This window comes from Longimicrobium sp., assembly GCF_036280135.1.
Taxonomy (GTDB): Bacteria; Gemmatimonadota; Gemmatimonadetes; order Longimicrobiales; family Longimicrobiaceae; genus Longimicrobium.
The window spans coordinates 1-13,266 of record NZ_DASURI010001006.1; the positions used below are offsets into that span (position 1 = coordinate 1).

Annotated in this window: 11 protein-coding genes; 9 read left to right on the plus strand and 2 right to left on the minus strand. The window is 72.9% G+C overall.

Translation table 11 applies throughout. The annotated features are described in order from the left end of the window. Window positions 1–153: 153 nt before the first annotated feature. Complete coding sequence (locus VFZ20_RS32350; protein ID WP_329688114.1) at window positions 154–702, minus strand: RNA polymerase sigma-70 factor; 549 nt, start codon at window positions 700–702, stop codon at window positions 154–156. A 158-nt stretch (window positions 703–860) separates the two neighbouring features. Between VFZ20_RS32350 and VFZ20_RS32355 the strand changes: the two genes are divergently transcribed. Both VFZ20_RS32355 and VFZ20_RS32360 read left to right on the plus strand, forming a co-directional pair. Next, complete coding sequence (locus tag VFZ20_RS32355; RefSeq protein WP_329688115.1) at window positions 861–1,901, plus strand: FecR family protein; 1,041 nt, start codon at window positions 861–863, stop codon at window positions 1,899–1,901. After that, on the plus strand, window positions 1,898–4,393 hold the full coding sequence (locus VFZ20_RS32360) for a TonB-dependent receptor plug domain-containing protein (RefSeq protein WP_329688116.1): 2,496 nt from the start codon (window positions 1,898–1,900) through the stop codon (window positions 4,391–4,393). Before VFZ20_RS32355 ends, VFZ20_RS32360 begins: the two co-directional genes overlap by 4 nt. A gap of 182 nt (window positions 4,394–4,575) precedes the next feature. Here the strand turns inward: VFZ20_RS32360 and VFZ20_RS32365 are convergent, their stop codons facing one another. After that, on the minus strand, window positions 4,576–5,382 hold the full coding sequence (locus VFZ20_RS32365) for a L,D-transpeptidase (RefSeq protein WP_329688117.1): 807 nt from the start codon (window positions 5,380–5,382) through the stop codon (window positions 4,576–4,578). Between the two features lie 417 nt (window positions 5,383–5,799). Here VFZ20_RS32365 and VFZ20_RS32370 point away from each other — a divergent pair, with 417 nt between their 5' ends. The 7 genes from VFZ20_RS32370 (at window position 5,800) to VFZ20_RS32400 (ending at window position 12,989) form a co-directional block, all read left to right on the plus strand. Then, window positions 5,800–6,306 carry an Rrf2 family transcriptional regulator gene (locus VFZ20_RS32370; protein WP_329688118.1) on the plus strand — a complete coding sequence of 169 codons (507 nt, stop codon included), beginning with the start codon at window positions 5,800–5,802 and terminating at the stop codon, window positions 6,304–6,306. A 79-nt stretch (window positions 6,307–6,385) separates the two neighbouring features. Next, window positions 6,386–6,787, plus strand: a complete 402-nt coding sequence (locus VFZ20_RS32375; RefSeq protein ID WP_329688119.1) for a carboxypeptidase-like regulatory domain-containing protein — start codon at window positions 6,386–6,388, stop codon at window positions 6,785–6,787. 189 nt (window positions 6,788–6,976) lie between these two features. Next, the gene (locus VFZ20_RS32380; RefSeq protein ID WP_329688120.1) at window positions 6,977–8,077 is read left to right on the plus strand and encodes an alkene reductase; all 1,101 of its coding nucleotides are present in this window, start codon (window positions 6,977–6,979) and stop codon (window positions 8,075–8,077) included. Between the two features lie 10 nt (window positions 8,078–8,087). Continuing rightward, entirely contained in the window at window positions 8,088–8,336 is a 249-nt protein-coding gene (locus VFZ20_RS32385; RefSeq protein WP_329688121.1) for a hypothetical protein, read from the plus strand. Then, window positions 8,333–9,301 (plus strand): SDR family NAD(P)-dependent oxidoreductase, encoded by a 969-nt coding sequence (locus tag VFZ20_RS32390; RefSeq protein ID WP_329688122.1) that lies wholly within the window; start codon window positions 8,333–8,335, stop codon window positions 9,299–9,301. The genes VFZ20_RS32385 and VFZ20_RS32390 overlap by 4 nt, the downstream gene beginning before the upstream one ends. A 425-nt stretch (window positions 9,302–9,726) precedes the next feature. Then, the gene (locus VFZ20_RS32395; protein ID WP_329688123.1) at window positions 9,727–11,103 is read left to right on the plus strand and encodes an MFS transporter; all 1,377 of its coding nucleotides are present in this window, start codon (window positions 9,727–9,729) and stop codon (window positions 11,101–11,103) included. A 17-nt stretch (window positions 11,104–11,120) separates the two neighbouring features. Beyond that, window positions 11,121–12,989, plus strand: coding sequence for an ABC transporter ATP-binding protein (locus VFZ20_RS32400; protein WP_329688124.1), 1,869 nt, complete (start codon window positions 11,121–11,123; stop codon window positions 12,987–12,989). The last annotated feature ends 277 nt before the right edge of the window (window positions 12,990–13,266 follow it).

Consider the following 13,266-nt stretch of genomic DNA (forward strand, 5'->3'; position numbering starts at 1 on the left):
GGGCCGGCCTCCCGTGTAGAACACAACCTCCCCCAGGGGTCTTTGGGGGAGGTGGGCGAGTTTTACGAGCCCGGAGGGGGCGCCGCGCGGAGCCCGCCTTCGTGCTCGATCCCAATCGCTCGATCCGGGGTCGCTTCGATCCAGACCGCTCGCCTACGCCTCCCGCCCGGGGAGGAACGGGGCCAAGCGCTCGCGGAGCACGCGCAGCGCCTTGCCCATCTGCGCCTCCACCGTCTTGACGGAGATTCCCAGCGCGGCGGCGATCTCTGCGTAGCGCAGCCCCTGCCCGCGGCTTAGCTCGAACACCTCGCGGCACCGCTCCGGCAGCGAGGCCACGGCGTCGCGCAAGGCGGCCTCCATCTCCGCCTCCACCACGTTGGACGGCGCCTCGGGCTGGCTCACCGTCTCGCCGGCGGCGCGCGGGGCCGTGCGCACCTTCATCCGCTCGTGCCGCACGTGGTTGAGCGCGCGGTTGCGCACTGCGCGCACCAGGTACGCGCGCAGCGACTCGTCGATCACCAGCGTCTCGTGGCGGCGCCACAGCTCCAGCATCACGTCCTGCGCCAGCTCCTCGGCCACGGCGCGCTCCCCCGCGATGCGCTCCGCCACCCCCACCAGCGTGGCGTAGTGGGCGCGGAACGCGGCGTCGAAGGCCTCGCGGTCGCCCTGTCGAAGGCGGTCCAGGAGCTCGCGGTCGGTCACGGAAGCGGGGTGGGCGGGATCGTGGGCCGGCCGGCGTGGAACGGCGCTCGCCGCGCGGGGTTGCAAGAAGCGTAACGTAAGCGGATGCGGCGAACGCCAGCAATCCGCCACGGGCGCCGCGCATAAGGGTGCGCGGCGGCTGGCGTGTCTCATGGTGCATGGAAAAGGACGAGCTCACCCCCGAAACGGCCTCCCCGGACACGGACTGGGATGCCCTGGCGCGCTTTCTGGCCGGCGAAAGCCCGGACCGGGAAGCCGAAGCCGTGCGCGCCTGGCTGGCGGAGAACCCCGACCGGCAGGCCGTGCTGGGCGCGCTGGACCGCGCCATGACGCGGGCCGCCACGCCGCCCCCCGCGGACCTGGACGTGGACGCCGCGCTGGGCCGCGTGCACCGGCGGATGGACGCGCCCGCGACGACCGTCGTCTCCCCGCGCCGCCCGCCGTCGACGGCCGCGCGGCGCGGATGGCGGTCGCCCGTGCTGCGCGCGGCGGCTGCCCTGCTGCTGGCCACGGGCGGATGGTTCGGCATCCAGGCCGTCCGCGACGGCGGGGGTGAGGCGATGGTGACGGCGTACGCCACGGAAATCGGCGAGCGAGAGACGGTGCGGCTGACGGACGGGACGACCGTCCTGCTGGGCCCCGCCAGCCGCGTGACGATCCCGGAGGGATACGGGGAGCGCGATCGCACGGTGGACCTGGTGGGCGAGGCGATGTTCGACGTGGTGCATGATGCGCGGCCGTTCACCGTGCGCGCGGGCATGGCGCGGGTCCGCGACATCGGCACGGCGTTCAGCGTGCAGAGCGGGCCGGCCGGCGTGCGCGTCGTGGTGACGGAGGGCGCCGTGGCCCTGGCGGGCGCGCGCGAAGCGGGCGAGGGCGTGGTCCTGCGCCAGGGCGAGCGCGGCGTGATCGCGGCGGAGGGTGCGGCACCGCAGCGCGCGGCCGCCACGGCGGAGGACCTGGCGTGGACGCGCGGCGAGCTCGTCTTTCGCGACGCGCCGCTGGCCCAGGTGGCCGCGGAGATGCGCCGCTGGTACGGCGTGGAGGTGCGCGCGGATGACGCAGTCGCCGCCCGCCGGCTGACGGCCTCGTTCGAGGGCGAGCCCCGGGAGCGGGTGCTGGAAGTGATGGCGCTGGCCCTGGGCGCGGAGATGACGATGCGCGGCGACACGGCCGTGCTCAGCGCCGCCGGGCGGTGAGACGGGCGCGCGGCTCCCGGCTGCGCCGCGCCCTCGCGGGTGCGTGCGGACTGGCGCTGGCCGCGCCCGTCTCCGCGCACGCGTCCGCGATTGTATCAGAATCGAAGGCGTGCGCCCCGCGCGCCGTCACGGCGACGAGCCCCGCGCAGGGGTGGCCGGCGCCGCTGGACCGCATCTTCTCCTTCAACGCGCGCGACGTGAGCCTGCGCGACGCGCTGGACCGCGTCTCGTCGTCCGCCCGCATCCGCATCTCCTACAGCCCCGAGCTGCTTCCCCTGGACCGCCGCGTCTGCGTGGCCGCCGGCGCGCGCACCGTGGGCGACGCGCTGGCGGAGCTGCTGCGCGACACGCCGGTCGAAGCCGTCGTGGCCGGCGCGGACCATGTGGTCCTCGCCCTCCGCCGGAATCGACAGTCCGCCGCGGTGGAGGCGGAGCAGCCGGACGAGCTGGGGCGGACCGTCGCCCTCTCCCCCGTCGTCGTCACGGGGGACGGAGGCGGCGACGCGCACGCCGCCCGGCCGTACGCGCTGGACGTCGTCGGCAGCGAGCAGCTGGCGCGCGCGGGGACGGCGCCGCTCTCGCGGTTCCTCAACGCCGCGTCCGCGGGGACGTGGGGATGGGAGGCGTCGCCCTCCAGCCTGTGGACGCGGTTTGGCAGCATCCGCGGCGCCAGCTCGTTCGGGGCTAGCGCGCCGCGCGTGTTCATCGACGGCATCGAGGTCGCCAACCCGCTGCTGGCCACGCAGATCGCACCGGAGGCCGTGGAGCGCATCGAGGTCGTCCGCGGTCCCCAGGGCGCCGCGCTGCACGGCATGGGCGCGGTGAGCGGCGTGGTCAACATCGTCACGCGCCACGAGGGGACGGTGGACGGCGGGCCCGCCCTGCGCATCCGCAGCGACCTGGGCCGGGCGAACAGCGACTTCGCGTCTGGCGGAACCGTGGCGCAGGAGCACGCGCTGAGCCTGCGCGTGGGGACCAGCGCGCGGTCCGCGGGACTGGACGTGGGGATGGGCAGCGTGGGCGAGTACGTGCCGCGGGGTGGCAGCCGCTACCTGATGGCGACGGGCACCGCGCGCCGCGTGGGCGCCACGACGGTGATGACGGGCACGGCGCGCTTCTACTCCGCGCGGCTGGGCACGGGGCAGAACCCGCTGCTGGGCGACCTGCTGGCGGATTCGCTGCTGGGGGACCGCCAGCGGATGACGCAGTACACGCTGGGTGGATCGCTGCGGTGGACGCCGGACGCGCGCTGGTCGCACACGCTCGTCGCCGGCCTGGACGGCGGGCAGGTGGCCGGGCTGGCGGATGCGCGCTCGCCGGCCCCGTCGTCCGTGGTGTCGGGGATGGAGTGGACGGAGGGCGGCGCGGACCGGCTGACGCTGCGGTGGAGCAGCGTTGCGCGCGCGTACCAGGGCGAGCGCGCGGAGGTGCGGGTCACGCTGGGCGCCGAGCATTCCACCCTGCGCGAGCAGGTGGCCCAGCCCGCGTCCGTGATTCGCGCGGAGGGCGCCGCGACGGGGTGGGCGCGCGACCAGGCGCCGCTCGTGGCCTCCCTGCGGACGACGGCGCTGGCCGCGCAGGCCGGCGCCACGGTGGACGATCGGCTGCACCTGACGGCGGGCCTGCGCGTGGAGCAGAACGGCGGCATCGCGGGCGGCGCGCGCTACGCGGCCCTGCCCGTGCTGGGCGCCGCGTGGGTGGCGGAGCTGGGTGGCGACGCCACGCTCAAGCTGCGCGCGGCGTACGGCAAGGGCGTACGGCCGGCGCGGATGCCCGCGCAGACGGTCGACCGCTGGTACGGGCTGAACAACGCGTACCTGGCGCCCGAGGAGCAGTCGGGGATCGAGGGCGGGCTGGACCTGGCGCTGGGCGGCCTGCTCGCGCTGCAGGTGACGGCGTACGACCAGCTGGCGTCGGGCCTGGTGCAGCGCGTGGCGCGGCCGGCCGTGGCGGTGATGGACGGCGGATGGCGCAGCGGCGGATACGACCTGCAGAACGTGGGGCAGATCTCCAACCGCGGGTGGGAGATGGAAGGCCGCGCGCTCCTGGGTCGGTTGTCGCTGGAGGGCGCGTTCGCGGCCGTGGACAGCCGCGTGCGGCGCCTTGCGGATGGCTACACGGGCGACCTGCGGATGGGCGACCGCATGCTGGAGGTGCCCGCGCGCACGCTGGCGCTCACGGGTGCCTACGCGGGCGACGGCTGGACGGCGTCGCTGACGGGGACGCGGGCGTTCGACTGGATCAACTACGATCGCATGGCCCTGGCGCGCGACTGGTCACGCGGCGCGGTGGATGGCGGAAACCTGCGCGGCTACTGGCGCGCGTACGAGGGCGTGACGCGGCTGAACGCCACGACGACGCTGGACGTACCCGGCGGGGTGACGCTGGTGCTGCTGGGCGAGAACCTGCTGAACCACCAGCGCGGCGAGCCCGACAACCTCACCGTGGTCCCCGGCCGCACGCTGACCCTGGGCATCCGCGCGGCGTTCTAAAGCAACCGAAAACTGATTTCTCACGCAGAGCCGCAGAGGACGCAGAGTACTTCATCGCGCGGACGAAGTACTCTGCGCCTCTGCGGCTCTGCGTGAGAAATCAGTTGCTCTGGAGATGCGACGAGGGGCAGGGAGACGGCGTGTCTCCCTGCCCCTCGATTTCGTCCGCGTGAGGCGGAGGATCAGCGGAGCGCGACATCCAGGCTGGAGGCGGTCACGGCGGGGGCGCCGGGGACCGGCATGATCTGCGGCAGCCGGGCGATCTGCACCGCCGTCGTGGGCGCGCGCGTGATGGCGGCGTGCTGCAGGACCGCCGGGTCCGCGCCCAGTGTGCGCAGCTCCTCGGACACGCGGGCGGTGTAGCGGCCCTGCGCGCGGCCGTACACGTCGGGGTGCAGCGTCACGCTGTCGGCGCCCACCTCGGCCAGCTTGTACTCGATGCGCACCCGCACCCGGCCGGAGAGGCGCATCTCACGCGTGCGGCGCGGGTTGTCGATGAGGCCCTGGATGGCCTCGTCGCTCACCGGGGCGCCGTCGGCGCGCAGGACCAGCCGGGCCAGCTCCATCACGTCCGCGTTGCGCATGCGGATGCAGCCGTGCGAGGCCGGGCGGCCCAGGTGCCGCTCGTTGCGGGCCGGCGTTCCGTGGACGTAGTAGTCCTGGAACAGGTGGATCTTCACGCGGCCCATGGGGTTGTTGGGCCCGGGGGCGGCCGGCCGCTCGTCGCGGGCCCAGTCGCTCTCGGGCGGCGTCCACGACGGGTTCCACACCATGCGCTGCACGCTGGCCTGCGCCGTGGGCGTGGCGTGCCGGGCCGTGCCCACCGACACCGGGTAGGTGCGGATGCGCTCGCCCGCCTGGAACACGTCCAGCCGGCCGGCCGGGATGTTGACGACGATCTCCATGGGGGTCTGCGCGCGGGCCTGCGCCGGGAGGGCGGCCAGGGCAACGGTCAGCAGGGCAAAGGCGGTGCGGGCTATGGAGAACATGGTACGTTTTTCGGTCGCTGGTGGCGGACTTCTCGCGTCCGCGGCGGCGGGAGCGTTGCCCATCATCCCGCACGGGGCGGAACTACGAGGCGGGCTCCCAACGTGTTTCAAGGCTGCTGCTTAGCGCCGCCGTCGGTGCTGCCCGGCGCTTCGTGATGGAAGATGCGCTCGCAACGCATCGGCCACATGGTGCGGTTGACCCATAACCCCCGATCCTCTCGAAATCCCTTCGAATCAGTTCCTCTGCTGCCCCTGCTCCCTCTGCGTGAAAAAGCAGTTGCAGTTCTCTGCGTCCTCCGCGGCTCTGCGTGAGAAAATCAGGAAAAGCCCGCCCGTCCGAGGACTCGACGGAGGGAGAACCGTTGACAGCCGGTGAATCCGATACTAGACTGGTTACAGTTTCAGAATGGAGCCCAGATGTCTACGATCAGCAGCAGGGTGGCGGTGGCGGTGCACGTGCTCGCGTACCTGGCGTGGCGGCGCGAGGAGCCCGTCACGTCGGAGCGGATCGCCAGCAGCGTGAACACCAACCCCGTCGTCGTGCGCCGCATCGTGGGCGCGCTGCGCAACGCGGGCATCGTGAACGTGCAGCCCGGCGTGGGTGGCGGCGCGCAGCTGGCGCGCGAGCCGGACCGCATTACCATGCTGGACGTGTACCGCGCCGTGGAGGAAAAGGAAGACCTCTTCGCCGTGCACGCCGACCCGTGCCGCAACTGCGACATCGGCAGCAACATCCGGGGGGTGCTGCAGGACGTGTTCTGCCAGGCGCACCAGGCCATGCAGTCCGTGCTGGCCGACGTGACCATCGCCGACGTAGGACGCGAGGTGCGCACGCGGGCCGGGGGGTGCGTGGAATCCAAGCCGCATTCGGGGGGATGCGTGGAGGCGGAGCTGGGCGCCGCGGCGGTGGGGGGCCGCGCGTAGACGGCGTTTTTTCGTGGAGCAATCCGTAACCGCCACGGATACAGATGGCGGGACCGGACACCGAGGGGACCGGAGGGGAATGATGAACGCAGCGGCGGTCGTCAGGCGGGGGTTGCGGGTGCTGGGTGTGGTGGCGGGGCTGGTGCTGGGGGGCGCCGGCCCGCTGTGGGGGCAGGATGCGCGGGTGCTGGGACGGGTGACGGACGGGGTGGGGAACCCCGTGGCCGAGGCGCGGGTCACGCTCGTGCCGCAGGGCGCCGCGGAGGGAGCCCGCGAGACGGTGTCGGGGAACACGGGGGGCTTCCAGTTCGCCGGGGTGGCGCCCGGCACGTACACGCTGCGCGCCACGCGCGACGGGTACACGGTGCAGGAGCGGCGCGTGACGGTGCGCCCCGGGCAGGTGACGTCGCAGGTGGTCCGGTTGCAGCGGGGCCGCGCCGCGCGCGACGTCTCCAACGCCCTTCGCCCCATCGGCCGCTGACACGCGGTCGGCGGGATGCGCGCGGGCGACGTGTGTCCCAATCTGTAACTTGTTTGGTTGCAATTAGGTGACGGGATCGTGGCGCATCCGCCGCGGTCGGGATGTCGAAAACGGGACGCCTGGTTCGACGATAGATGGAGAGCGTCGGCGGGTGGTTCCCTCCAGGGATCAACGCGAGGGATGACGACGATGGCTGAGGACCGCGGGCCCAACCTCTTTACGCCGTACCGGCTTGGGCCGTACGAGCTGCGCAACCGGGTGGTGATGGCGCCCATGACGCGCAGCCGCGCCGGCGAGGGCAACGTGCCCACGCCCCTGATGGCCGAGTACTACACCCAGCGCGCGGGCGCCGGGCTCCTCGTCACCGAGGGGTCGCAGGTGGCGCCCGAGGGCGTGGGCTATCCCGACACGCCGGGCATCCACACCGACGCCCAGGAGCGGGGCTGGCGCGCCATCACCGACGCCGTGCACGCGCGGGGCGGGCGCATCTTCCTGCAGCTGTGGCACGTGGGCCGGGTGTCGCACCCGGGCCTGCAGCCGGGCGGGGCGCTGCCCGTGGCGCCGTCGGCCATCGGCATCGCGGGGGAGATGCTGTACACGGCCGCCGGCCCCGTGCCCTTCGTGACGCCGCGGGCCCTGGGGACGGACGAGATCGCGGGCATCGTGGAGCAGTACGCCGACGGCGCGCGGCGGGCGTACCGCGCGGGATTTGACGGGGTGGAGCTGCACGGCGCCAACGGGTACCTCATCGACCAGTTCCTGCGCGACGGCAGCAACCACCGCACGGACCGCTACGGCGGAAGCCCCGAGAACCGCGCGCGGTTCCTGGCCGAGGTGACGGGGGCGGTGGTGGACGTGTGGGGCGGCCAGCGGGTGGGCGTGCGCGTTTCGCCCACGGGCACGTACAACGGCATGCGCGACTCGGACCCCGTGTCCACGTTCAGCACGGCGGCCCACGTGCTCAACCGCTTTGGCCTGGCGTACCTGCACGTGGTGGAGCCGGTGACGGAGCAGGCGTCCGGCGGGCGCATCACCCCCGTACTCAAGGCGGTGTTCCGCGGACCCGTGATGGCCAACGGCGGATACGACGCCGAGACCGGGAATGCCGCGATCGCGTCCGGCCGGGCGGAGCTGGTGAGCTTTGGCACGGCGTTCCTGGCCAACCCGGACCTGCCGGAGCGCCTGCGGACGGGCGCGCCGCTCAACGCGCCGGACCGGGCCACCTTCTACGGCGGCGGCGCGCACGGCTACACGGACTACCCGGTGCTGGAGACCGCGAACGCGGCCTGACGGACGGTGGATGACGAACGATGCACTCGCCGGCCGCGCGGGCCGGCGGGACCTGAACGGGGATGAGGGGAGGGACCCGGCCATGGTGGTACTGCTTTCGGCGCCGCGGGGGCGCATCAGCGCGGCGCGACTGGCGGCGCAGCGGGACGAGGGGGAAGAGGCGTACGGCATCATCATCCGCCCCGCGCGGGTGGTGACGGAGACGGAGCCCGCGCGCGCACCGCGCCCGCGGCTCTCGGCCGTGCGGGGGGACGCGTGAGCGCGCCGCCGCTGGTGGGCAAGACGGCCCTGGTGACGGGGGGCACCGGGGGCATTGGCCTGGAGACGGCGCTGGGGCTCGCGAAGCTCGGCGCGGCCGTGACGGTCGTGGGCCGCGACGAGGCACGGGGGCGCGAGGCGGTGGAGCGCATCCGCTGCCAGAGCGGCAACCCCGACGTGGAGCTGATGACGGCGGACCTCTCGTCGCTGGACGAGGTGCGCGCGCTGGCGGAGCGCATCGCCGCGGCGCACGAGCGGCTGGACCTGCTGGTGAACAACGCCGCGGGACTGTACGCGGAGCGGCGCGAGACAATGGACGGCATGGAGGCGACGCTGGCCATGACGCACCTGTCGCCGGCGCTGCTCACGCACCTGCTGCTGCCGCTGCTGCGCCGCTCCGCCCCCGCGCGGATCGTGAACGTGAGCAGCGGCGCGCACCGCTGGGTGCGCCCGCGCTGGGACGACCTGCAGTCCGCGCGCGGCTACCGCGGGCTGGAGGCGTACGGCCGCGCCAAGCTGCTCAACCTGCTGTGGACCAACGAGCTGGCGCGGCGCCTTCGCGGCACGGGGATCACTGTGATCGCGGCGGACCCGGGAATGGCGGCGACGGAGATGTCGGGCGCCATCGTGCCGGAGATGCTGCCGGCGTCGCTGCGGCTGGCGTGGCCGCTGCTGCGGCGCATGGGGCGGCGCCGCACGGCGGAGGCCGCCGCGCGGTCCAGCGTGGTGGCGGCCACCTCGCGCGACGTGCAGGGCGGGGCGCTGCTGGATCCCAGGGGCAAGGCGGTGGAGTGGTCCCGGACGGCGCGTGACGGGGAGCTGGCCCTGCGCGCGTGGGAGGTGACGGCGGAGCTGCTGGGGCTGGAGGCGGAGCACTTTGCCGGATCGCGGTCCCGAACGCGGCGGACGGAGGAGGAGCCCCGCTTTACGGCGCCGCGCCTGGTTGTCGCCGGCGCGGCGGCGTGAGGGGATGCACGTGCTCCGCCCGCCGGACCCGCGTCCGGCGGGCGGAGCCGTTTTCGTGATGGGGTGTATGGGGACGGTTCGGCCGGATTGTGTGGAATGCGGAGGGCCGGCGGAGGGCGAGCGCCCCCCTCCCCGACCCTCCCCCACAAACTGCGTGGGGGAGGGAGGTGGCCCGGGCAGGATCCTGCACCGGGGTCGACATCGCGCGTTAGCGCGGGTCTCCTCTCTCCGCGAGGAACGAGCGGGGAGAGGCCGGGAGAGGGGCAGGCTGCTGCCGGCGAGAGCCGCCCCAATCCGCACGACGCACGGCGCTCCCGTCGCAGTTGCCGTTCAAGCCGTCGTCGGACCCGGCCTCGTCATCACCGGACCGGCCGACGACGGCACCGTAGTCTCAATCACTTGCTTCATCGGAAGATCGATCGCCCATGGCCCGTCGCCTGACCCACGTGTTCACCGCCCGCGAGTGGCTGCTGCTGCTGATGCTCACGGCCGTGCAGTTCTGCCACATCCTGGATTTCGTCATCATCATGCCGCTGTCGCCCATGCTGATGCGGTCGCTGCACGTGTCGCCCAGCAAGTTCGGGTTGCTGGTGTCGGCGTACACGTTCAGCGCGGCCGTGAGCGGCCTGGTGGCGGCGGCGTACATGGACCGCTTTGACCGCAAGCGCATGCTGCTGTTCCTGCTGGCCGGGTTCGGCTTCGGCACGCTGCTGTGCGGCCTCGTCGAAAGCTACTGGCTGCTGATGGCGGCCCGCATCGTGGCGGGCGCGTTCGGCGGCGTGCTGGCGGGCGTCGTGTTCGCCATCGTGGGCGACCAGATCCGCGCCGAGCGCCGCGGCACGGCCATGGGCGTCGTCATGGGCGCGTTCAGCGCGGCCTCCGTCCTGGGCCTTCCGCTGGGGTTGTGGCTGGCGGAGAACTACACGTGGGAGATGCCGTTCCGCTTCCTGGCGGGCGTGACGGCGGTCGTCTTCGTCATCGGCCTGCTGGCGCTGCCGCCCATGGCCGCCCACCTGACGGGCCGCCGCGCGGACGACCCCTCGCCCTTTCGCGAGCTGTGGGAAGTCGGCAAGCACCCGTCGCACATCAACGCGTTCCTGCTGACCATCGCGGTGATGTTCAGCGCGTTTACCGTGGTCCCCTTCCTGGCGCCGTACCTCACGACCAACGTGGGGATGGCGGAGGACAAGCTCGCGCTGATGTACCTGGTGGGCGGCCTGGCCACGCTGCTGACGGGCCCGCTGGTGTTTGGCCCGCTGGCGGACCGGTTTGGCCACGCGCGGGTGTTCACGCTCACGGCCGTGCTGAGCCTGGTGCCCATCGCCCTGGTGACCAACCTGCCGCGCGTGGAGCTGCCCGTGATCCTGGCCGTGACCACGCTGATGATGGTGATGGCCAGCGGCCGGATGATCAGCGTGACGGCGCTGGTGACGGGCGTGGTGGAGCCGCGGCGCCGCGGCGGGTTCATGAGCCTGAACAGCAGCATCCAGCAGGGCGCGGCGGGCGCGGCGTCGTACGTGGCCGGGCTGATGATCGGCGGCGGCGAAGGGCAGCCGCTCACGGGCTACTCGCGCGTGGGGCTGCTGGCCATCGTCGCTACGCTGCTGACGCTGTACCTCATCCGCCGCCTGCGCCCCGCGGCGGCCACGGCGGCCGTGCCGCAGTTCGACGCCGTGGGCGCGCCCGAGGAGGCCGCGCCGCTGGAAGCCCCGCGCCGCCCGGCCGCGGACGGCGTGATGGAGGACGCGGGGTGGCCCGCGCGCGACCGGCGCCGCCGGCCCGCCCGCGCGGCCGAAGACTGACCTTTCCCGGAGGCACCATGGCGGCACCGTCCGCACCCGCGAAGAAAAAGAAGAAGCTGCCCAGCGCGCAGGCCTGGGCCGAGGCCCGCCGGCTGATGTGGAACCACCGGCGCTACCTGGGCCTTGGCCTGGCGCTCATGCTGGTGAGCCGCCTGGCGGGGCTGGTGCCCGCCGGCGCGGCCAAGTTCCTGGTGGACAACGTGCTGGCGCCCGGCCACGGCCGGCCGTCGCTGCTGCTGCCCCTGGCCGGCGCCGTGCTCGTGTCCACGCTCGTCCAGGGCGTCACCAGCTACGCGCTGTCGCAGGTGATCAGCGTGACGGCGCAGCGGGCCATCACCGACATGCGCCGGCGCGTGCAGCACCACATCACCCGCCTGCCCATCCGCTACTTCGACAGCACGCAGGTGGGCGTGCTGGTGTCCCGCGTAATGAACGACGCGGAGGGCATCCGCAACCTGGTGGGCACGGGCATCGTGCAACTGGTGGGCGGCGTGTTCACGGCGATTCTCGCCCTGGGCGCGCTGCTGTACCTGAACTGGGTGATGACGGTGGCCATCGTGGTCATCCTCATCGCGTTCGGCTTCGCGATGAGCGTGACCTTCAAGCGGCTGCGCCCCATCTTTCGCGAGCGCGGCGAGATCACGGCGCAGGTGAATGGCCGGCTGACGGAGACGCTGGGGGGCATTCGCGTGGTCAAGGCGTACGGCACGGAAAAGCGCGAGGACCGCGTCTTTGCCCGCGGCGCGCACCGCCTGTTCCGCAACATCGCCAGCTCCATCACGGGCGTGTCGGCCATCACCAGCGTGTCGACGGTGGTCATCGGCGCCGTGAGCCTGGCGCTCATCGTGATCGGCGGCCGCTCGGTGCTCAACGGGACCATGACGCTGGGCGGGCTGTTCTCGTACCTCATCTTCACGGGGATGCTGGCCGCGCCGGTGATGCAGATTGCCAGCATCGGCACGCAGGTGAGCGAGGCGTTCGCGGGGCTGGACCGCATCCGCGAGGTGATGGAGATGCGGACGGAAGACCAGGAGGACCGCGACCGCGAGCCCGTGCGCCGCATCGAGGGCCACGTGCGGCTGGACGACGTGTGGTTCGAGTACAACGAGGGCCAGCCGGTGCTCAAGGGCATCGACGTGGACGTGCCCGCGGGGACCACGACGGCGCTCGTGGGCAGCAGCGGGTCCGGCAAGAGCACGCTCGTGAGCCTGGTGATGGCGTTCAACCGGCCCACCCGGGGCCGCGTGCTGATCGACGGGCGCGACCTGGGCGGGCTGCGGCTCTCGGACTACCGCGCACAACTGGGCGTGGTGCTGCAGGAGAACTTCCTGTTCGACGGCACCGTGGCCGACAACATCCGCTTCGCGCGCCCCGACGCCACGCGGGCGGAGATCGAGGAGGTGGCGGGGCTGGCCAACGCGGACGAGTTCATCCGGGGCTTTCCCGAGGGATACGACACGGTGGTGGGCGAGCGGGGCATCAAGCTCAGCGGCGGGCAGCGGCAGCGCATCGCCATCGCGCGGGCGCTGCTGGCGGATCCGCGCATCCTCATCCTGGACGAGGCCACGAGCTCGCTGGACAGCGAGAGCGAGTACAAGATCCAGGAGGGGCTGCGGCGGCTGCGGCAGGGGCGCACGGCGTTCGTCATCGCGCACCGGCTGAGCACCATCCGCAGCGCGGAGCAGATCCTGGTGCTGGAGAACGGCGAGATCGTGGAGCGCGGCAACCACGCGCAGCTCATGGCGCTGGGCGGCCGCTACCGGGACCTGCACGACCGCCAGTACGCGCTGGAAAGCGACCGCTTCATCAACCCCGGCGAGGACTTCACGCCCGACGCGGACTTCAAGGCCAAGCCCGAGGTGGCGGCGGCGGCCGGAAGTGCGTGAGGGAGGGGAAGTGCGTGAGTGCGTGAGTGCGTGAGTGCGTGAGTGTGGAAGTGTGGAAGTGAGGCGGCGCGCGCTCGGGTACGAAGGTACGGGGGTGAGAAGGTACGACAGGGCGGATGGGTGGAGGCGCTGCTTCAGGAATTGGGAGGGGAGGTCGGCATCCAGCCCCGGGGGATGGATGTCCATCGCGGATCTGATCCGGTAAGACCGTCCCCCAGCCGGAGCGAATGAATTCGCCGCTGGAAAGGCACGAAGTCCGCCTGCGCGGACTGCCCCA

Bases quoted from the DNA above. Each gene is read 5' to 3' on its own strand.
- VFZ20_RS32355 (WP_329688115.1), top strand. From the start codon at position 861: ATGGAAAAGGACGAGCTCACCCCCGAAACGGCCTCCCCGGACACGGAC.
- VFZ20_RS32365 (WP_329688117.1), bottom strand. From the start codon at position 5,382: ATGTTCTCCATAGCCCGCACCGCCTTTGCCCTGCTGACCGTTGCCCTG.
- VFZ20_RS32370 (WP_329688118.1), top strand. From the start codon at position 5,800: ATGTCTACGATCAGCAGCAGGGTGGCGGTGGCGGTGCACGTGCTCGCG.
- VFZ20_RS32375 (WP_329688119.1), top strand. From the start codon at position 6,386: ATGATGAACGCAGCGGCGGTCGTCAGGCGGGGGTTGCGGGTGCTGGGT.
- VFZ20_RS32380 (WP_329688120.1), top strand. From the start codon at position 6,977: ATGGCTGAGGACCGCGGGCCCAACCTCTTTACGCCGTACCGGCTTGGG.
- VFZ20_RS32385 (WP_329688121.1), top strand. From the start codon at position 8,088: ATGACGAACGATGCACTCGCCGGCCGCGCGGGCCGGCGGGACCTGAAC.
- VFZ20_RS32395 (WP_329688123.1), top strand. From the start codon at position 9,727: ATGGCCCGTCGCCTGACCCACGTGTTCACCGCCCGCGAGTGGCTGCTG.
- VFZ20_RS32400 (WP_329688124.1), top strand. From the start codon at position 11,121: ATGGCGGCACCGTCCGCACCCGCGAAGAAAAAGAAGAAGCTGCCCAGC.